Annotated in this window: 17 protein-coding genes; 16 read left to right on the forward strand and 1 reads right to left on the reverse strand. The window is 40.5% G+C overall.

Annotated elements, in window-relative coordinates; all coding sequences use genetic code 11:
- Nucleotides 1-16: 16 nt before the first annotated feature.
- The 15 genes from AC0VYO_RS10960 (at nt 17) to AC0VYO_RS11030 (ending at nt 19,041) form a co-directional block, all read left to right on the forward strand.
- Complete coding sequence (locus tag AC0VYO_RS10960) at nt 17-2,161, forward strand: DNA topoisomerase III (RefSeq protein ID WP_475368984.1); 2,145 nt, start codon at nt 17-19, stop codon at nt 2,159-2,161.
- Nucleotides 2,162-2,346: 185 nt separating this feature from the next.
- Nucleotides 2,347-3,405: an N-acetyl-gamma-glutamyl-phosphate reductase gene (gene argC / locus AC0VYO_RS10965; protein ID WP_475367376.1), complete on the forward strand. Its 1,059-nt coding sequence runs from the start codon at nt 2,347-2,349 to the stop codon at nt 3,403-3,405.
- A gap of 27 nt (nt 3,406-3,432) precedes the next feature.
- Entirely contained in the window at nt 3,433-4,665 is a 1,233-nt protein-coding gene (gene argJ, locus AC0VYO_RS10970; RefSeq protein ID WP_475367377.1) for a bifunctional glutamate N-acetyltransferase/amino-acid acetyltransferase ArgJ, read from the forward strand.
- Entirely contained in the window at nt 4,634-5,461 is an 828-nt protein-coding gene (gene argB / locus AC0VYO_RS10975; protein WP_475368985.1) for an acetylglutamate kinase, read from the forward strand. Before argJ ends, argB begins: the two co-directional genes overlap by 32 nt.
- Nucleotides 5,452-6,624 carry an acetylornithine transaminase gene (locus tag AC0VYO_RS10980; protein ID WP_475368986.1) on the forward strand — a complete coding sequence of 391 codons (1,173 nt, stop codon included), beginning with the start codon at nt 5,452-5,454 and terminating at the stop codon, nt 6,622-6,624. The genes argB and AC0VYO_RS10980 overlap by 10 nt, the downstream gene beginning before the upstream one ends.
- Nucleotides 6,621-7,694, forward strand: coding sequence for a carbamoyl phosphate synthase small subunit (locus tag AC0VYO_RS10985; RefSeq protein ID WP_475368987.1), 1,074 nt, complete (start codon nt 6,621-6,623; stop codon nt 7,692-7,694). Before AC0VYO_RS10980 ends, AC0VYO_RS10985 begins: the two co-directional genes overlap by 4 nt.
- Nucleotides 7,681-10,881 carry a carbamoyl-phosphate synthase (glutamine-hydrolyzing) large subunit gene (gene carB, locus AC0VYO_RS10990; RefSeq protein WP_475368988.1) on the forward strand — a complete coding sequence of 1,067 codons (3,201 nt, stop codon included), beginning with the start codon at nt 7,681-7,683 and terminating at the stop codon, nt 10,879-10,881. Before AC0VYO_RS10985 ends, carB begins: the two co-directional genes overlap by 14 nt.
- A gap of 4 nt (nt 10,882-10,885) precedes the next feature.
- Nucleotides 10,886-11,854 carry an ornithine carbamoyltransferase gene (gene argF / locus AC0VYO_RS10995; RefSeq protein ID WP_475367382.1) on the forward strand — a complete coding sequence of 323 codons (969 nt, stop codon included), beginning with the start codon at nt 10,886-10,888 and terminating at the stop codon, nt 11,852-11,854.
- Nucleotides 11,855-11,924: 70 nt separating this feature from the next.
- Nucleotides 11,925-13,136 (forward strand): argininosuccinate synthase, encoded by a 1,212-nt coding sequence (locus AC0VYO_RS11000; protein ID WP_475367383.1) that lies wholly within the window; start codon nt 11,925-11,927, stop codon nt 13,134-13,136.
- Nucleotides 13,137-13,148: 12 nt separating this feature from the next.
- Nucleotides 13,149-14,531 (forward strand): argininosuccinate lyase, encoded by a 1,383-nt coding sequence (gene argH, locus AC0VYO_RS11005; protein ID WP_475367384.1) that lies wholly within the window; start codon nt 13,149-13,151, stop codon nt 14,529-14,531.
- Between the two features lie 321 nt (nt 14,532-14,852).
- Nucleotides 14,853-14,990: a hypothetical protein gene (locus AC0VYO_RS11010; protein WP_475368989.1), complete on the forward strand. Its 138-nt coding sequence runs from the start codon at nt 14,853-14,855 to the stop codon at nt 14,988-14,990.
- Between the two features lie 122 nt (nt 14,991-15,112).
- The gene (locus AC0VYO_RS11015) at nt 15,113-15,982 is read left to right on the forward strand and encodes a patatin-like phospholipase family protein (protein WP_475368990.1); all 870 of its coding nucleotides are present in this window, start codon (nt 15,113-15,115) and stop codon (nt 15,980-15,982) included.
- 73 nt (nt 15,983-16,055) lie between these two features.
- The gene (gene aldA, locus AC0VYO_RS11020) at nt 16,056-17,504 is read left to right on the forward strand and encodes an aldehyde dehydrogenase (RefSeq protein ID WP_475367387.1); all 1,449 of its coding nucleotides are present in this window, start codon (nt 16,056-16,058) and stop codon (nt 17,502-17,504) included.
- Between the two features lie 104 nt (nt 17,505-17,608).
- Complete coding sequence (locus AC0VYO_RS11025) at nt 17,609-18,724, forward strand: aminopeptidase (RefSeq protein ID WP_475368991.1); 1,116 nt, start codon at nt 17,609-17,611, stop codon at nt 18,722-18,724.
- Between the two features lie 110 nt (nt 18,725-18,834).
- Nucleotides 18,835-19,041 carry a hypothetical protein gene (locus tag AC0VYO_RS11030; protein ID WP_098443633.1) on the forward strand — a complete coding sequence of 69 codons (207 nt, stop codon included), beginning with the start codon at nt 18,835-18,837 and terminating at the stop codon, nt 19,039-19,041.
- 75 nt (nt 19,042-19,116) lie between these two features.
- On the opposite strand, the gene AC0VYO_RS11035 is transcribed toward AC0VYO_RS11030, so the two are convergent.
- Nucleotides 19,117-19,791 (reverse strand): Crp/Fnr family transcriptional regulator, encoded by a 675-nt coding sequence (locus AC0VYO_RS11035; protein ID WP_475368992.1) that lies wholly within the window; start codon nt 19,789-19,791, stop codon nt 19,117-19,119.
- A gap of 116 nt (nt 19,792-19,907) precedes the next feature.
- Here AC0VYO_RS11035 and AC0VYO_RS11040 point away from each other — a divergent pair, with 116 nt between their 5' ends.
- The gene (locus AC0VYO_RS11040; RefSeq protein ID WP_475367390.1) at nt 19,908-20,123 is read left to right on the forward strand and encodes a glutaredoxin family protein; all 216 of its coding nucleotides are present in this window, start codon (nt 19,908-19,910) and stop codon (nt 20,121-20,123) included.
- Nucleotides 20,124-20,339: the final 216 nt, after the last annotated feature.

Genomic DNA, 20,339 nt, shown 5'->3' on the forward strand with positions numbered 1-20,339 from the left:
GAGAGGAATGTTACCTTTGGCAGCTGTTTGTATTATCGCCGAAAAGCCAGATCAGGGAACGCGTCTTGCCGCCCCTTATCCAACCGAAAAAAAACAAGGATATCTCTATATTAAACCTAATCCTGATTTTCCTAATGGAGCCTATATGACTTGGGCTGTAGGACACTTGTGTGAACTCGTTCCACCTGAAACATACGAATCTTCATGGAAGAAGTGGTCTCTTCAAACCCTTCCGATGATTCCGACACAATTTCAATATCAGGTAACGAAAGGAAAATGGAAACAATTTAATGTCATTAAAGAACTCGTTAACAAAAAAGAAGTAGGATCTATTATTCACGCGGGTGATGCTGGGAGAGAGGGTGAACTCATCGTCCGTACGATTTTGAATCAAGCTCGTTGCAAGAAACCAATGAAGCGACTTTGGATTTCTTCACTAACAGAACGTGCAGTAAAAGAAGGATTTCAATCACTGTTAGAAGAAACAGAAACGCGTAATCTTTATTACGAGGCTTATGCAAGATCTTGTGCAGATTGGGTCGTAGGAATTAACGCCTCACGCGTGTATACACTTCTTTTTAAACAAAAAGGGTTACAGGATGTTTTTTCTGCAGGAAGGGTTCAAACGCCTACACTAGCATTAGTCGTTCAACGAGAGAAAGAGATTGCGAACTTTAATTCAGAGCCGTTTTGGGAAGTGAAGGGCACATTTGATTACAATGGAAAAATGATTGTTGGAAAATGGATCAATGAAGATCAAACGAGACTTGAGTCGCCCGAAATGGCCCAAGCCATTGCTCAATTTTGTGAAAATAAGGACTGTTTAGCGAGTGAGGTTAAGAAAGAACGGAAGCAGTACAAAGCTCCCTTCTTGTATCAACTATCATCTCTTCAGTCTACTGCCAACAAGCGCTATAAATTTTCACCGAAAAAAACGTTGGATATTGCTCAGAAGCTTTACACAAAGGGGAACATTTCGTATCCAAGAAGTGATTCTAGTTTTGTCACCAAGGATGAAGCGGCAGAATTCCATTCGATTTTATCAAAGCTTCAGAAGCAGCGAGCTTATCAAGAGTATTTTCCACTAAAACGTGACTCGCTCTTAACGGACAAGCGATTTGTGAATGCTGCGAAAGTAAGTGATCACTATGCGATCATTCCAACAGAACAGGTGCCAAACCTGGATAAATTATCAGGTGATGAAGCTAAAATATATGATTTAATCGCACGAAGTTTACTAGCGGCGCACGAAGAGGCATCGATTGTCGATTATACAACTGTGCTCACCCTCGTTGATAATAGAGCCCTATTCCAATCAAAAGGACAGGTGCGAATTCAGGAAGGATGGCAACGAATTATCCCATCGAGTCAGAAGGATGAAGAGTTACCACCTATTGAAAAGAACGAACAAGGTAAAGTTGTATCTGTAGAAGTAACAGAAGGCAAAACACAGCCGCCAAAACGATTTACTGAAGGACAGCTTATTACAATGATGAAGACGGCCGGTAAGCATCTAGATGATGAATCTCTTGAGAAGATCTTGAAAGACACAGAAGGACTTGGGACTGAAGCGACTAGAGCGGGAATCATCACAATGCTCAAAGATCGCAAATACATCGATGTTGTAAAAAACCAGGTATATGCAACGGAAAAAGGCATGTTATTGATCGATTCGATCGGAAATGCCGTTCTTTCAAGTCCTGAAATGACAGCGAAATGGGAGCAGCGGCTAAAACAAATTGGAAGTGGCGAGGCTTCTCCACAAGCGTTCATGGAATCTGTGAAGAAACTTGCAGCGAAGCTAACCTCCGATGCAGTTGAATCTTCTGCATCATGGGATTTAAAAGATATTAAGATAGAAGCACAGCCATCCAAAAAATCACTAGGAAAAAAGGTTGGCACATGCCCACTTTGCGGTTCTGAAGTACTGGATAAGGGGAAATTATTTGGGTGTAGTAGTTATGCTAAAACAAGTTGCCCGTTTACAATCTCCAAACGAATTCTTGGTAAACCTATTTCGCAAACGAACGCTAAAAAAATTCTAACTGAAGGAAAATCCAATGTAATCAAAGGGCTGAAAAGTAAAAAAGGGACGTTTAATGCCGCGCTTGTATGGAGCCCGGATGAGAAAAAACTAACATTTGAATTTGAAAAGAAGTAATTTTAAGCATGCCTTTCATAGGGGCATGCTTTTTTTGAACTAATTTTCTCACCTAACACACTCTTTATCAGGATGATAAACAAGTTGCGCTTGTTAATACGTTGTGACAAATTCATAAATTTGAAAAAATAATAAAAAACCTGTTGTATATATATACTTATATATGTATAATCATTCAATAAGCAATGAAAGAGGGAGTGGAAATAGTGAAAGCAAGTATAGTCGGTGCTAGCGGATATAGCGGCCTTGAATTAATTCGCTTATTGCTTAGTCACCCTGAAGTAGAAATTAATACAATTGTATCTCCATCTAACGCAGGAACAAATGTCCATGATGTTTTCCCACATCTCACGAATATACAAGTAAGTCAGTTTGAAGCACTTGATGCAGAGAAGCTTGCTTCCGAGTCAGATGTTATCTTCTTCGCAACACCAGCTGGCGTGAGCAGTCAATCTGTTCCTTCACTACTAAATACGGGTGTTCCAATGATCGATTTATCCGGAGACTTCCGATTAAAGAGTGGAGATTTATACGAAAAGTGGTATAACCATTCATCTCCACCAGAAGGAGCTTTGGAAGAAGCGGTATATGGATTATCGGAATACTATTCAGAAGACATTAAATCCGCAAATTTAATTGCCAATCCAGGATGCTATCCGACGGCAACTCTACTAGGTATTCTTCCAATTATTCAAAAAGGATGGGCTGATCCATCGTCTTTAATCATAGATGGAAAGTCGGGACTTTCAGGCGCAGGACGTAAAACGAGTCTGACAGCCCATTACTCTGAAGTTAATGAAAATGTATCAGCATATAAACTTGGCAAACATCAGCATATCCCTGAAATAGAACAAGTCATTTCGAATCAAATCGGTGAAAATGTAAATGTATCATTCTCTACTCACCTCGTCCCGCTTACAAGAGGGATGATGTGCAGCATGTATGTCAATCTATCTCATGATCGATCCGAAGCAGAAGTGATTGATCTTTACCAATCAATCTATGAAGATCATCCTTTTATTCGCGTGATGCCTGAAGGGAAATGGCCCTCCACAAAAGGTGTTTCCGGTTCTAACTACTGTGATATTGGTCTTTCTGTAGATCCGAGAACAAATCGCTTAACGATCATCTCGGTGATTGACAATTTGATGAAAGGTGCTGCTGGTCAAGCGGTACAAAATATGAATCTACGATTTGGCTATTCTGAGACAGCAGGTCTTAGTTTATCTCCAGTATTTCCATAAATCTACTAAACGAAAGGGTTGAATGCTTTGGCAACATCGACTGTAAGTGAGGAACTTTTTTCAATCGTAAAAGAGGGCACAGTTACTTCTCCTAAAGGATTTCAAGCTGGTGGGTTTCATGCAGGTTTAAAACGAAAGCGTAAAGATCTTGGCTGGATTAAATCGGTTGTACCAGCGAATGCTGCAGGAGTGTTTACAATGAATACTTTCCAGGCACCGCCATTAAAAGTGACAAAAGAAAGTTTAGTAGATGGAAAACTTCAAGGCCTAGTTGTTAATTCGGGAAACGCCAATGCGTTTACAGGAAAGAAAGGCCTTGAGGACGCATATGAAATGCGTAAACAATTCGCAACTGTGATGGGTCTAAAAGAAACGGAAACGGCTGTTACTTCGACGGGGGTCATTGGGGAGTATTTGCCCATGGAAGCCATTATCAAAGGGATTCATCACATTCCAAGCTATGCAGAAAAAACGAGTGGCACCGATTTTGCTGAAGCGATCGTTACGACAGATACAATGACAAAACAGGTAGCCGTAACGTGTCAGATTGATGGAAAAGACATCACCATTGGTGGTGCTGCAAAGGGATCAGGAATGATCAAGCCAAACATGGCCACGATGCTGGCTTTTGTAACGACCGATGCAGAAGTAGAAAATAACGCTCTTCAGTCCGCATTAAGCTCTGTGACTGACACGACTTATAACATGATCACAGTTGACGGTGAAACGAGTACAAATGATATGGTCCTTCTTCTAGCAAATGGTCAGGCGGAGAATGAAGCGTTATCAGAAAGTCATCCTGAGTGGCAAACGTTCTTAAGTTCACTAGAGTATGTTTGTCAACAGTTAGCGAAATTGATCGCTAAAGATGGCGAAGGGGCTACAAAACTCGTTGAAGTTCACGTAAAAGGTGCTCAAACAGAAACCGGTGCGAAAGCCATTGCCAAATCTGTTGTAGGTTCTAGTTTAGTAAAAACAGCCATATATGGAACCGATGCAAACTGGGGACGTATTGTATGTGCTATTGGGTACAGTGGTGAATCTGTTCAAGAAGATTCTCTTTCCATATCACTTGGACCCATTAAAGTAGTGGATTATGGTATTACAACGGAATTTAGTGAGGAAGAGGCAAAAACCTATTTAGAAAACGAGAACATTCATATCTATATTGATTTGCATAACGGAAATGAAGAAGCAACAGCATGGGGGTGTGACCTTTCTTATGACTATGTCAGAATCAATGCCTCCTACAGAACATAATCAAAAGTATTTTGTTATTAAATGTGGTGGAAGTATATTAAATCAGCTTCCAGACTCATTTTACCTTGACCTAGTAGCTATGAAAAAACAAGGATATCATCCCGTACTCGTTCATGGTGGAGGCCCTGAAATCTCAAGGATGCTTGATAAGCTATCAATTCAGACAACATTTGTCGATGGACTACGTGTCACAACGGATGAGATGGTCGATACAGTTGAAATGGTACTGAGCGGTAAGGTGAATAAGCAGCTCGTGAGGAAGATCCACCATGCAGGAGCGAAAGCCATTGGCATTAGTGGCGTAGACGGAAAGCTGTTTACATGCAAGCAGTCTAATGAATCACTCGGCCGTGTTGGGGAAGTCATCCATGTAGATAAATCACTAATTGAACAATTCTCTCAAGCTGGGTACATACCTATTATCTCACCAATCAGTACGGATGAATCTTTCGAACCTCTTAATATTAATGGAGATGAAGCCGCATCAGCTGTCGCTCAGGCGCTGCATGCAGATATTTGTCTCGTTAGCGATACGCCAGGTGTGTATGAAGAAATTGATGGGCAAAAAGTTATTTTCAGAACACTAGATGAGCCAAAAATAACAAGTTTAATAGAAAAAGGCACGATTATTGGTGGAATGATCCCTAAAGTGAAAGGAGCGATTGCCGCTCTTTCGGATAAAGTCTCCTCGGTTATTATTGTTGATGGTCGAGAAGAGAATGCCCTGCTAAAAGCAGTCGCACATGAACCTGTTGGAACGCGAATTGTTCGAAAGGAGTCTTTAGAATGTCACTAACTGAAACGTCACAAACAAGCATCATGCAAACATATAATCGACTTCCGATTACTGCTGTTAAAGGTGAAGGAAGCTTCCTATATAGTGAAGACGGAACAAAGTATCTTGATTTTACTTCCGGAATTGCCACATGTAATCTTGGTCATCAACCAGCTGCGATTAAAACAGCCGTTACAGAACAGTTGGATCTCCTCTGGCATTGTTCGAATTTATACCATATCCCAAAGCAGCAGGAACTCGCTGAGGTTCTAACAGCGCAAAGCTGTTTTGACCAGGTGTTCTTCTGTAATAGCGGTACGGAAGCGAATGAAGCAGCGATTAAGCTCGTTCGAAAATGGAGCGGTAAAGAAACAATTGCAACGTTCACGAAGTCCTTCCATGGAAGAACGCTAGGTTCCCTTTCCGCTACAGCTCAACCAAACCTTCAAGATGGATTTGGCTCTATGCTTCCTGGTTTTGAATATTTTCCTTACAACGATTTTGAGCGTTTATCAGAAATCGAGGAACTAAAACCAGCAGCCGTCATGTTAGAGCTCGTCCAGGGAGAAGGAGGCGTTCGTCCAGCAGATCAGGAGTGGATTTCGGAGCTTGTGTCGATTTGTAAATCAAACAATATTCTTATCGTCGTTGATGAAGTGCAAACCGGTATGGGCCGAACCGGAACGCTATTTGCTCATGAGCAATATGGGTTTGAACCAGATATTATGACGCTTGCAAAAGGGTTAGGTTCAGGATTCCCGATTGGTGCGATGCTTGCGAAGGAAAGCGTAGCGTCAACATTTGGTCCAGGAACTCACGGAAGTACATTTGGGGGAAATCCACTTGCTTCTGCCGCTGCAACTGCGACGGTAAAAGAGATCGGTTCTTTACTTAACAACGCAAAAGAAATGGGAGACATGCTTATAAATGAATTAAAAAGTTTGTCGGAGCAGCACAATTCCATTAATGAAGTGAGGGGACTAGGTTTACTTCTAGGAATTGAAGTGGCAGATGCCGCGCCTTTTGTTAGTAAGCTTAGAGAAAAAGACGTTCTTGTTTTAAGTGCAGGACCTAACGTCATTCGCATTCTTCCACCTCTTAATGTGAGTAAGAAGGAAGTAGAGCAATTTTTGGAGAAGCTAACCGACGTTTTTAAGTCAGCTGAAGGGGAGGATAAGGCATGAAAAAGGGCTATCTTGTATTAGAAAACGGAGCAGTATTTGAAGGCGATCTAATAGGAGCTTTAGAAGCTTCTGGTGAAGTTGTTTTCAATACAAGCATGACCGGTTATCAAGAGATTGTATCGGATCCTTCTTATGCCGGGCAAATCATCGTCTTCTGTTACCCACAAATCGGTAACTATGGAATAAATAAACTTGATAGTGAAAGTGAACACCTTCATCTTCACGGTGTTGTTACAGGAGAGCAGTGTGAGGAACCTAGTCATTATTTAGCAACAGGTTCCTTCTCAAATGGTCTATTACAGAATGAAATTCCTTCTTTAACAGGTGTAGACACACGAGCCCTAGTTAAAATGCTACGGGATTATGGAACAATGAAAGGACAGATAACGGCTCAACTTCCTAATAACAACGTTGAATGGAAATCAGAGAAATCTTTTGTTCCAAATGTATCAGTAAAAGAAAGAACACATTATCCAGGTGAAGGGCCACATATTGTGCTAATGGACTACGGATATAAGAAATCAATTCTTACGTCCCTTCAATCTCTTGATTGTGCTGTAACAATCATGCCATTTAATACAACTTTTGAGGAAGTTGTTGACCTACAACCAGACGGAGTGGTGTTAAGTAATGGTCCTGGAGATCCTGAAGCATTATCTGCAACTTTTAAAACGATCCGGCTTATTAGTGAAAAATATCCAACATTCGGGATTTGTCTTGGTCATCAGCTTCTCGCTCTTGCACACGGGGCGTCCACTCGAAAGCTAACATTTGGACATCGGGGGTCGAATCACCCGGTGAAGCATTTGGAGACGGGGAAAGTGTTTATCACCTCCCAAAACCATGGTTATGAAGTCGTACAGGAGACCTTAGAAGATACAGGGTTTGCGCTTACTTTTGTTAATTTAAATGATGGAACCGTTGAAGGATTAAAACATCAACATTACAACATTCAATCGGTGCAATTCCATCCTGAAGCACATGCGGGACCATCTGATACAGCTTTTTTATTCGACGCATTTATGAACCAGATTACAAGAACAGGAGACCAGCACTATGCCTTTACGTAAAGAGTTAAAAAAAGTTGTCATTTTAGGATCTGGCCCTATTGTCATTGGTCAGGCAGCTGAATTTGATTATGCAGGTACACAGGCGTGCCTGGCGCTAAAAGAAGAGGGGATTGAGGTTGTTTTAATAAATAGCAATCCAGCCACCATTATGACGGATTCATCGATCGCGGATCATGTTTATATGGAACCAATGACGCTTCCTTATGTAGAGGAAATCCTCAAAAAAGAAAAGCCTGATGGCATCATTGGCACACTTGGTGGTCAAACAGGTTTAAATCTTGTCGTAGAGCTTTATGAAAAAGGAATTCTAGAAAAGTTGAATGTGGAACTTCTTGGCACCTCTGTTGAATCTATTCAAAATGGGGAAGACCGTGAGAAGTTTAGACAGCTCATGCTTGATATTGGCGAACCAGTACCTGAGTCGAAAATTGCCGTGACAAGGGAAGAGGCATTAACATTCGCTCGAGAAATTGGCTATCCGATTATGGTTCGCCCAGCCTATACAATGGGTGGTGAAGGCGGTGGATTTGCAGCTGATGACAACGCCTTGCTTGAAATTGTTGATCGTGGCCTTTCCTTAAGTCCTATTCACCAGGTACTCATTGAAAAAAGCATGCTTGGTTGGAAAGAAATCGAATATGAAGTGATGCGTGACGAAAACGATACGTGCATGATCGTCTGTAACATGGAAAATATGGATCCTGTTGGAATTCATACAGGGGATTCGATTGTTGTTGCACCATCTCAGACGCTGAATGATTACCAATACCAGATGCTACGAAACGTTTCGTTGAAAGTGATTCGTGCCATTGACGTTATTGGTGGTTGTAATATTCAAATTGGATTAAACCCTGAATCAAACGATTATTACATCATTGAGGTGAATCCGCGGGTAAGTCGTTCGTCTGCATTAGCTTCTAAAGCTACTGGCTATCCGATTGCACGTATGGCTGCAAAATGTGCCATTGGCTTTACATTAGATGAGCTTCCAAATCCAATTACAGGTAATACGTATGCAGCATTCGAACCTGCCCTTGATTATTTAGTTTTCAAAATACCGAGGTTCCCATTTGATAAGTTTCCTGAAGGTGATCGCGTACTCGGAACGCAGATGAAAGCAACTGGAGAAGTGATGGCAATTGATCGAAGTTTTGAAGGTGCTTTAAACAAAGCTGTTCGATCTCTAGAGAGTGGTCATCAATCATTAACAGGCTTATATGAAGAGGTAAGTCAAGAGTATTTAAATGAACAGCTAATAACGCCAACAGATGAAAGACTTTTTTTAATTAGTGAAGCTTTTCGAAGAGGTTATTCTGTAGAGGACATCAAATCACTTACAGCCATTGATAGCTGGTTTCTTCATAAGGTGAAGCGAATTGTGGAAGCGGAAGTAAAGATAATGAATCAAACCGATCTTTCTGAAGAATTATTGATTCATGTTAAGCAATTAAACGTTAGTGATGCTTACATTTCGAAAGTAACTGGAAAAACGATCGATTCGATCATGAGTATGAGTAAAGAAGCTGGCATTCAGAGGGGAATGAAGCAAGTTGATACGTGTGCAGGGGAGTTTGAAGCCATCACGCCTTATTTCTACTCTACGTATTTAGGGAGCGATGAGATGGAGCAGATCAATGAGCCAGGCATCCTCGTTCTTGGTTCAGGGCCCATTCGAATCGGGCAAGGTGTGGAGTTTGACTATTGCTCCGTTCACGCGACACAAGCAGTGAAGAAGTTAGGCTATCGTGCGATTGTTATGAATAATAACCCAGAAACGGTTAGTACAGATTATAGCGTTGCCGATCGTCTTTACTTTGAACCGCTCTCACTTGAAGATGTTCTTGCGGTTATCGAAAAGGAACATATTATAGGAGTGGCCGTACAATTTGGTGGTCAAACAGCTGTTAATTTAGCGGAAGAGTTGCACGAGCGCGGAGTTCCAATCCTCGGAACACCTGTTGAGAACATTAATAAAGTTGAGGACCGAGATCAATTTTATCAATTGTTGGATTCTCTTTCGATTCCTTATATTGAAGGGAAAATGGCTTACAAGCCAGATGAAATGGAGGAGCTTGCCGCAGAGTTAGGATTCCCGATCATTGTAAGACCTTCCTATGTGATAGGCGGACAAAACATGTTTATCTTCCGTCATATGGATGAATTGAAACGGTATACGCAAAAATTAGAGAGCAGTTCAAAGAAAATGTGGCCATTCCTTCTCGACCGCTTTGTGGAAGGAATTGAATGTGAGGTCGATGTGATTTGCGACGGAGAATCAATCGCCATTCCTGGCATTATGGAGCACCTTGAACGAGCGGGCGTTCATTCTGGAGATAGCACAGCGATTTATCCACCTGTATCCATTACAGAGAAGCAGAAAGAAACGATTACGATGTATTCTGAAAAGCTCTCTCAAGCGCTCGAATGTCGAGGGTTAATGAATATTCAATTTGTCATCGATCAAGGCATCATTTATGTTCTTGAAATTAATCCAAGATCTTCGAGAACGGTACCCGTTATCAGTAAAGTAACGAACATTCCAATGGTTGAATGGGCGATTAAAGCGCAATTGCAAAGTAACTCATTAGAAGCAACGGGATTATTAGAAGAGAAGCCTTATTACACTGTGAAGTTTCCTATCTTCTCAAATGGAAAGTTAAAAAACGTTGACCATGTGCTTGGACCAGAGATGAAGTCTACAGGAGAAGTTCTTGCTATGGCAAAAACATCGGAAGAAGCATTAAGAAAAGCGATTGTACCAACATGGGATCCGAATAAGCTACCTTCTTCCATCCTATGTTCAATTAGTGAAGAGCATAAAGAAGCTGCATGTGATGTACTAATGAAGCTTAAAGAAAAAGGTGTAAAAATATACGCAACATCTGGAACAGCCAAATTGTTAAATGACAAAGGCATCCAATCAACCGTGATAAAAAAAGATTTAGATGAAATTGAGACGCTAATGAAAGAAGAGCTAAGCGCAGTTGTATCGATTCCGACAATCGGCAGAGAAAAAGAACGCTCTGGATTTCAAATGCGCGCACTCGCCACACGATATAAAATTCCATGTTTTACGCATCTTGACACGCTTCAGTTATTGGTCTTAGAAGGATCGAAGACACTTGAAGTCAACAGTCTAGCGCATTGGCACCAAATGAAAGAAACTCCAATCGGGCAGGAAGGATGATTGAATGATGCAGTCGGTAAAAACGCAAAATGAAATCGCAGAAGGAATGAAGGGGAAAGATTTTCTATCGATCGCTGAACTTAGCAGTGAGGAGATTCATTATCTTTTGCAAGAAGCTGAACAGTTGAAAAAACTTCAAAAAGAAGGGATTCCTCATGGAGAATTAAAAGGAAAGGTGCTTGGGATGATCTTCGAAAAGTCATCAACAAGAACGCGTGTATCATTTGAAGTAGCGATGCTTCAGCTTGGCGGGCATGCTTTGTTTCTTAGTTCGAAAGACATTCAGCTTGGAAGAGGTGAGACGGTTGAAGACACCGCTAATGTGCTAGCAGGGTACCTTGACGGAGTAATGATTCGAACGTTTGGCCATGAGACGATTGAACGTTTTGCGAAAGCTTCTTCCGTTCCTGTTATTAACGGATTAACAGATACACATCATCCAGCACAAATTCTTGCTGATTTACTAACGATTATCGAGCATAAAGGTCATTTAAGTGGATTGAAAGCAGCTTATTTTGGAGATGGGAACAATGTGGCTCATTCACTTATTGAAGGGGCAGCGAAAGTGGGCATGAATTTCACGATCGCCTGTCCAGCAGGGTATGAACCAGATGAAGAGATCGTAGCGAAAGCGAACGAAGTAGCGAAAACAAATGGTTCGGTCATTGAAGTAACCGCTGATCCCCTTGCAGCTGCTAAGGATGCGGATGTTTTGATTACCGATGTGTGGGCGAGTATGGGGCAAGAAGACGAGCAAGCTGAACGCGAGGGCGTTTTCGAACCTTATCAGGTGAATGAGGAGTTATGCATAAATGCTGATGAAAATTACATCTTTATGCATTGCCTTCCAGCGCATAGAGGAGAAGAGGTTACAGCGGAAATTATCGATGGCTCTCATTCAGTTGTATACCAGGAAGCAGAGAATCGTCTTCACGCTCAAAAAGCACTTTTGAAACTTTTATTAAAAAGTTAAATTTTTTTCGTGCAATTTGAATAAATATACGTTATCATAGATATTAATACAAAGATAAGGAGTGGATGACATGGCAAAAGAGAAAATCATTCTTGCTTATTCCGGAGGACTTGATACCTCCATTTCGATAAAATGGTTAGAAGAAAAATATGGATACGAGGTTATTGCTCTTGGACTTGACGTAGGTGAAGGGAAAGATCTAGAGTCGATCAAGGAAAAGGCACTGAATGTGGGTGCCTCAAAAGCTTATATGATTGAAGCGAAAGAACTTCTTGCTGAGAATTATCTTTTACCCGCATTAAAAGCAAATGCATTATACGAAGGGAAATACCCGCTATCCTCAGCACTGTCACGTCCCCTCATTTCAAAGCTTCTCGTTGAAGCGGCTGAACGTGAAGGAGCTACGGCAGTGGCACATGGATGTACAGGAAAAGGAAATGATCAGGTTCGCTTTGAAGTATCGATTCAAGCGTTGAATCCGGACTTGAAAGTGATCGCTCCTGTTCGTGAATGGGGAATGACGCGTGATGAACAGATTGCTTACGCACAAGAAAAAGGGATCCCGGTTCCAGTTAAACTTGATAATCCATTTTCAATTGATGCCAACATTTGGGGACGTGCATGTGAGGCTGGTGTACTTGAAGATCCGTGGGCTGAGGCTCCAGAAGCCGCATTCGATTGGACAGCACCAATTCACCTAACACCTGATGAGCCGGAATACATTGAAATTGATTTTGTAGAAGGCTGCCCAACAGCACTTAATGGCCAAAAGATTGGGCTAGTTGATCTTATTGAGAAGTTAAATGAAATCGGCGGCGTCCACGGTATTGGACGTATTGATCATATTGAAAATCGCCTTGTTGGGATTAAATCCAGAGAAGTATATGAAAATCCAGGCGCGCTCATTTTGATTAACGCTCATAAAGAACTAGAATTTCTAACACATACTCGTGAAGTATCACAGTTCAAAACGACGATTGATCAGCAGCTTTCAAAACTGATCTATGATGGTCTATGGTATTCACCACTTCGTCAGGCGCTTGAAGGGTTCATTAACGAAACCCAGAAAGTAGTAAGTGGGAAGATTCGTCTTAAATTACACAAAGGGTCAAACACAGTAGTTGGACGTAAGTCAGAAAACTCTCTCTATAACGAACAACTTGCAACATATCTTAAAGGTGATCTCTTTGATCATGACGCTGCAGTTGGATTCATTAAACTATGGGGATTACCTACAAAAGTGAATGCGGAAGTGCATAAGAAACAAAAAGTAACTCAATAAGGAGATGTTAGTGTGTCTAAGCTATGGGGTGGACGCTTTACGAAAGAAACGAATAAGCTTGTAGAAGAATATACAGCTTCGATCCAGTATGATAAAGAACTAGCAGAAGAAGATATCGAAGGCAGTCTGGCCCATGTTCAGATGCTTAGTGAATGCGGAGTGATTAGTTCCTCGGACATGGAAGAAATCAAGCGAGGCTTACACGTTGTTCTTGAGAACATTCAGAATGGAACGTTTGAATACGATGTATCTCACGAAGACATTCATATGAACATTGAAAAAGCACTCATTGATGAAATAGGACCTGTTGGAGGAAAGCTGCATACCGGTAGAAGTCGTAATGACCAGGTTGCAACGGATATGCATATGTACCTTATAAAAAAGGTTAACCATTTTATTTCACATATCGAAGAGGTTCAGCAGGCGATTCTAAGCCAGGCTGAATCTCATGTTGAAACTGTTTTACCAGGTTATACACATTTGCAGCGTGCTCAACCTGTATCATTTGCCCATCATATGCTAGCGTATTTCTGGATGTTTGAACGTGACAAGGAAAGATTTCAAGACAGCTTAAAGAGAACGAGTATGTTACCGCTTGGTGCAGGCGCACTAGCTGGAACAACCTTTCCGATTGATCGTCATCGCACGGCAGAACTGCTAGGTTTTGACGCCGTTTATCCTAACAGCATGGACGCTGTTAGTGATCGTGATTTTATTGTCGAGTTTCTTTCAAATGCTTCCATGCTGATGATGCACATGTCCCGTTTGTCGGAAGAAATGGTGATCTGGAGCAGTCAGGAATTCCAATTTATCGAACTAGACGATTCTTTCTGTACGGGATCGAGTATTATGCCACAGAAAAAGAATCCGGATGTTCCTGAACTTCTTCGTGCGAAAACAGGTCGTGTTTATGGGAATTTGTTTAGCTTGTTAACGGTATTAAAGGGACTACCGCTTGCTTATAACAAAGACATGCAGGAAGACAAGGAAGGCATGTTTGATACAGCTAAGACGCTTGATGGCGCTCTTCAACTTTTGGCGCCTATGATTGAAACAATGACAGTACAGACAGAAAACATGAAGCAAGCAGTTAATGAAGATTACTCTAATGCAACCGATATTGCGGATTACCTTGTGAATAAAGGAATGACGTTCCGCGAGTCACATGAAGTCATTGGAAAGATTGTTCTTTACGGTATCGAGAGAAAGAAATTTTTACTTGATCTTACAATGGAAGAATTTAAATCATTTACGCCATTATTTGAAGAAGATGTTTTTGAAGTGCTTAAGCCTGCTAATGTGATGAATGCAAGAAAAAGCTATGGAGGTACGTCGCCAGAGCAAATCGCAATTCAGATTAGTTTAGCACATCAGCATGTGAAAGAAAATGCATAAAGGGCCCTATCCGATAGGATAAGACCCTCATGAAGAAGGAAGTTATTAGCGTTTGCTAAACAAGCGATGGGGTAGAACGGTAGTTGTCTTTTGGAGACACCTCTTTCTAATGAAAGTTGTTAGAGCCTTGTTTTACCAACAGAGTAGTTCAACGCGACCATCTCCTTAAAAGCTTCCGTTTTCCTTATGCACTTTTGTTCTTCCCTCTTCACTAATTATCATAGCCACTTTCATCTGGTTCTATACATGTTCATTTCACTTTCTTTCGGATACTTTTTTTCCGTAAGTGGGAGAATATGAAGAGATGAAAGGAGGGGTAAGATGGGCCGAGGAAAGGCATTTGATCATAAGAAAAAAGGTATGGAACGTGAACGACCTAAAACATCAGGTCAAACAAAGTTCCCTCAAGAAGCATCAACAGGGCATAAAACAATTCAGAATGAAGAACGCGAAGAATAAAGGAAGCTTCCTGCACTGGCAGGGAGCTTTTTACTTTTGACGAGTAACTAAGCTTGCTTTCTTGAGGTTCATTTACAACTCCAGTAAAATTAACTATAGATGATTGAAAAGGGGACTTTTAAATGAATTCAGTAGGTCTTGTACTAGAAGGCGGAGGGATGAGAGGCGTTTACACGGCAGGCGTTTTAGAGTATATGATGGAGCACGATTTGTATTTTCCTTACGTGATTGGCGTATCTGCTGGTGCTTGTAATGCAGCTTCATACCTCTCTAGGCAAAATGGAAGGAACCGCACAGTACTTATTGATTACGTGAACCATCCAGAATACATTTCATACAAAAATTTATTTCGTAAAAAACAGCTGTTTGGTATGGACTTGATCTTTAATGAAATTCCTTCTACTCATGTGCCCTTCGATTTTGAGGCATTTCAGAATGCTACTGAGCAATTTGTTATTGGCACAACAGACATCTCTACTGGAAAACCTTATTACTTTAATAAGAAAGATGATGGTGAACAGATTCTTTCGATTCTAAGAGCATCGAGCTCATTACCATTTATGGCGCCGCCCGTCCAAATTAATAATCGTTTTCATCTCGATGGGGGTATTACAGATCCGATTCCTGTTCAAAAATCGGAAGCCGATGGCAATAAAAGTCATGTCGTCGTTTTGACCCGTAATGAAGGATATCGAAAGCAGAAATCAAAGTTATCATGGATGATCCAACGTCTTTATCGGAAAAATCCTGCGCTCGCACAAGCCATTACAAAGCGATATATTCATTACAATCAAACACTTGATCATATAGAAGCAAATCGGGAAAATTATTTTATCATTCAACCTTCCACACCTCTTGAAGTAGCACGGATAGAAAAGTCACAGCTTCGTCTCACGACTTTATACAATCAAGGATATGAAGAGATGAAAAGGCATCATAAAGAACTAGAAGCTTGGCTTGAGAAGAGGGAGTTAGCGAAAGAACCTGTTTGAATGTGTGATCATATGTTTAAGAATATAACTAACTTGGGAACAGTTCTCCAACACTATGTAGGAGGTCTTTCAAGTGAAAAGCTATCAACTATACATTAACGGTGAATTTACAAACAGTCATTCAGAAGAAATGCTCGAAGTGATCAATCCAGCTACAGAAGAAGTGATTTCACGAATTCCGAAAAGTGATGAGAATGACGTGCAGCGTGCAATTGAAGCCGCTAAAGCTTCCCAAAGAGATTGGGAAAAGAAACCTTCAATTGAACGAGCTGATTACTTATATAAGATTGCAAATAAAATTGAAGAGAAAAAAGAAGCTTTTATTAACATGTTGACTGAAGAAAATGGTAAAACAGTAGATGCTTCAAAGGCAGAAGTAGACCTAACGATTGATTACTTCCGCTATATGGCAGGTTGGGCAAGACGATATGAAGGGGAAGTACTCCCAAGTGATCGCCCGAATGAGAATATTCTTGTATTCAAAAAGCCGATCGGAATCGTTGGGGGTATTGTGCCATGGAACTTCCCAATGTTTATCTTTGCTCGGAAGGTAGCACCAGCGTTTGTCACAGGCTGTCCGATTATTATTAAGCCAAGTCAATATACGCCAAATACAGCATGTGAGCTAGCAAGTATTATCCATGAAATCGGCGTTCCTAAAGGAGTATTTAGCTTAGTTACCGGTAAAGGTTCAGACATTGGTACGCCACTTGCTTCTTCACCAGACGTGCAAATGATTAGTTTAACAGGAAGTTATCCGGCAGGTTCAAAAGTGATGGAAGCGGCTGCTAAAAACATTACAAAAGTGAATCTTGAGCTTGGTGGCAAAGCGCCAGCGATCGTAACGAAACATGCGAACGTTGACTTAGCCGTTGAGAAGATTACGACATCTCGTATAACAAACAATGGTCAGGCTTGTACAAATGCAGAACGTGTATATGTGCATGAAGATGTAGCCGAAGAATTCATCTCGAAAATTACTAATACTTTTAAGAATACAAAAGTAGGGGACTCTTTAAACGAAGATGGATGTGACATAGGTCCACTTGCGAACAAACAGCAAATCGATTCTGTCGAAGAAATGGTGAATAATGCAGTGAAAGCTGGTGCTGTTGTGAAAACAGGTGGGAAGCGTGTAGATCGGGACAAAGGCTTTTTCTTTGAACCTACTGTTCTGACTGATGTATCCCAGGATATGAATGTTATCCAAGAAGAGATTTTCGGACCAGTCTTACCGATTGTTGTATATAGCGATTTTGACAAAGTTCTAGAAATGGCTAACGATACTCATTATGGACTATCTTCATCGATCTTTAGTGATAACATGCACGAAGTGATGAAAGCATCGAATGTCCTTCGTTATGGTGAAACTTATGTGAATCGTGAGAACTTTGAAGCGGTGCAAGGGTTCCATGCAGGTATGGGACAATCAGGTATCGGTGGTGCAGATGGCAAACATGGTCTTAATGAATATCTTAAGACACACGTAATCTATATGGAGTACGATCAAGATATCAAATAAGAAAACCGGGCGTATGCCCGGTTTTCTAATGTTTGAAGAAACTCCGGTATAGAGCGTATAATAGAAAAGGTTAAGAATATTAATTTGATGAAAAGAGGGAGAATATGTTTGATTCTCGTATTATAGAGTTTGCAGAGAAACTTGTGCAGTATTCTACAAAAATTCAACAAGGTGAACATGTCTTGATTGAAGCCTTTGATGTGAATAATTCATTAGTGCGGAGTATTGTAAAAGAAGTACATAAAGCAGGTGGCTTTCCTCATGTGAATTTAAGAGATAATCAAGTTCTTCGTGAGCTATTGATGAATGCCACAGAAGAACAAATTACAGAATGGGCTGAAATCGACTTAAATCAAATGGAGAAAATGGATGCGTATATTGGCATTCGCGGTTCTGAGAACATTAATGAACTTTCTGACGTTCCTGAAGCGAAAATGGCTCTCTATAATCAGATTTACAAAACAAAAGTTCACAGCAACCAACGTGTAAAACAAACGAAATGGGTTGTGATGAGATATCCTAATGAATCAATGGCACAGCTATCAGGTATGAGTACAGAAGCATTTGAAGATTTCTATTTCAATGTTTGTACAATGGATTACGCAAAAATGAGTGAGGCGATGGATGCCCTTGTTGAGCGTATGAACAAAGCTGACGAAGTCCGAATCGTCTCCCCGGATACAAATTTAAGTTTTTCTATTAAAGATATTCCAGCTGTAAAATGTGCGGGTGAACTTAACATACCTGATGGAGAAGTATTTACGGCACCTGTAAAAGATAGCGTCAATGGCGTCATTACGTATAATACACCTTCTCCTTATAACGGTTTTGTGTTTGAAAACCTCCAGCTTACTTTTGAAAACGGAAAAGTGATTGATGCAGTTGCAAACGATACAGAAAGACTTAATCAAATTCTCGACACGGACGAAGGTGCACGATATATCGGAGAATTCGCTATCGGCGTCAATCCTTTCATTCGTGAGCCAATGAAAGATATTCTCTTTGATGAGAAAATCGATGGATCTTTCCATTTCACCCCAGGACAAGCCTATGATGAGGCACCAAACGGCAACGATTCTTCCGTTCATTGGGATCTTGTTTTAATCCAACGTCCGGAATATGGTGGCGGGCAAATCTGGTTTGATGATGAGTTAATTCGCAAAGATGGCAAGTTTGTCCCTGAAGCACTTCAAGTGTTAAATCCAGAGAATCTAAAATAAAGAAGAGAAACGCATCCATTGGATGCGTTTTTTCGTACAGATGACCAATCACATTTTCAGTTCTTTGAATATAAATAAAGAAAACTACTTAAGACAGGAAGTGCCTTCCAATGGAAATACATTGTGATGGATGTACGAAGGAGATGAGAGACTGGGAAACCATTCATATGGTGAAGTTCGATAAATGGTATGTTGGTCATTTCAACTGTTTATTGAACTTGAAAAAAAAATTAAATCTCAATAGACCGATTAAGTGGGATAAACTAGAAGGAAAAAAGGATAACCAGAAAGACTCAGATGGAAAAACTGCAAATTAGATCGAGGGGCAAGAAAAGACGCTAATGAAACTTAGCGTCTTTTCTTGTGAAGAGGATATCTGATGTCTCTGCTTCTTATTCTCCGTTTTCTTCCATGTAGGATATTGCCTGTTCTGCATGGATCGCAAATGTTAGCGGCGTTTTTTTTATGTAGCCAGCTTTTTTAAGTTCGCTAATCGTGGCGCTCACTGTTTCTCTTGTGGAACCGATCATCGTAGCGATATCATAATGCGTTAACTTAATATCAATGGTTTGCCATTCATTTTTTCTTTTACCAAATTTTTCGCTGAGTTTCATTAAAAGCGATAGGATTCGATATTTTACACTTCTAAGCGCCAGGTTTTCACTCATTTCATAGATTTCTTTTAAACGAGATGAAAGAATTTCAATGAATTTTATGGCGAGCTTGGGGTTTTCGGAAATAAGTTCTTCAAATTGATCTTTACCGATGACGCAGACATATACGTCAGACATGGCTTCCGCATATACGGAATCATCATTGAGAGAGAAACTAGATGTTTCACCGAATATGTTGCCGTCTCCTAGAAGGTCAACAGTTAATTGTTTACCTGCAGCGTTAGAGCGAAAGAGACGTACTGTTCCTTTTTTTAAAAGGAAGAGGGCTTTCATCGGTTTTTCGGGCCCCAGTATGACCGTTCCTTTTTTTAAAGGTTGCATGTCACTTACACGATCAATTTGTATTAAGTCATTCATTTCGAGTTCTTCAAATAAGTTGATCTGAGATAACATTGTTAATTTATCTATTTTCATCACCTTCATTCATGTCAAAGTAGTTGTACTCCGTAAGTTAGCTTACATCATTTTATCTATTTTATCACTTATACTAGACTATGTTAGGAGGTTAGATGTCTAACATGGAACAGATTACATTATTTACGATTACAAGTTGTATCGATTGTTATAAAATGAAACAGCATCTAAAGGTAAAAAGCATCCCGTTTGAAGAAGTCAATTTAATGGAACAGCCGGATCGACAGGATGAACTCATTAAAGTTGCTGGGGAATTTGTTGTACCTTTTCTTGTAGGAGGAAAGGAAGCTCTTTCTTTGGAAGACCTTTAATAGCCAAGCAATAATGAGAGGAATAATATAGAGCACGCATTAAATAAGGTGTTACGAATGCTAGATTCACATCTCCAATACTTTTCCTGTTATTAGAGGAAGAGAAAACAATTGTTGGATACAGAGGACATTCTCCTAACGACACAGGACTTTAAAGATATATTAAATGTTCTCTTCGAAACAGGAATATGTCTTTAAATGTTTAATTTAGTTAAA

The organism is Anaerobacillus sp. 63XJN7_4_ISO-PGPR-S23-413, from assembly GCF_056173725.1.

Coding starts and splice junctions, on each gene's coding strand:
- AC0VYO_RS10980 (WP_475368986.1), top strand. CDS start 5,452: ATGTCACTAACTGAAACGTCACAAACAAGCATCATGCAAACATATAAT.
- argF (WP_475367382.1), top strand. CDS start 10,886: ATGATGCAGTCGGTAAAAACGCAAAATGAAATCGCAGAAGGAATGAAG.
- AC0VYO_RS11030 (WP_098443633.1), top strand. CDS start 18,835: ATGGAAATACATTGTGATGGATGTACGAAGGAGATGAGAGACTGGGAA.
- AC0VYO_RS10985 (WP_475368987.1), top strand. CDS start 6,621: ATGAAAAAGGGCTATCTTGTATTAGAAAACGGAGCAGTATTTGAAGGC.
- AC0VYO_RS11015 (WP_475368990.1), top strand. CDS start 15,113: ATGAATTCAGTAGGTCTTGTACTAGAAGGCGGAGGGATGAGAGGCGTT.
- AC0VYO_RS11025 (WP_475368991.1), top strand. CDS start 17,609: ATGTTTGATTCTCGTATTATAGAGTTTGCAGAGAAACTTGTGCAGTAT.
- AC0VYO_RS11040 (WP_475367390.1), top strand. CDS start 19,908: ATGTCTAACATGGAACAGATTACATTATTTACGATTACAAGTTGTATC.
- AC0VYO_RS11035 (WP_475368992.1), bottom strand. CDS start 19,791: ATGTTATCTCAGATCAACTTATTTGAAGAACTCGAAATGAATGACTTA.
- AC0VYO_RS11010 (WP_475368989.1), top strand. CDS start 14,853: ATGGGCCGAGGAAAGGCATTTGATCATAAGAAAAAAGGTATGGAACGT.
- argC (WP_475367376.1), top strand. CDS start 2,347: ATGAAAGAGGGAGTGGAAATAGTGAAAGCAAGTATAGTCGGTGCTAGC.
- carB (WP_475368988.1), top strand. CDS start 7,681: ATGCCTTTACGTAAAGAGTTAAAAAAAGTTGTCATTTTAGGATCTGGC.
- AC0VYO_RS11000 (WP_475367383.1), top strand. CDS start 11,925: ATGGCAAAAGAGAAAATCATTCTTGCTTATTCCGGAGGACTTGATACC.
- argB (WP_475368985.1), top strand. CDS start 4,634: ATGTCAGAATCAATGCCTCCTACAGAACATAATCAAAAGTATTTTGTT.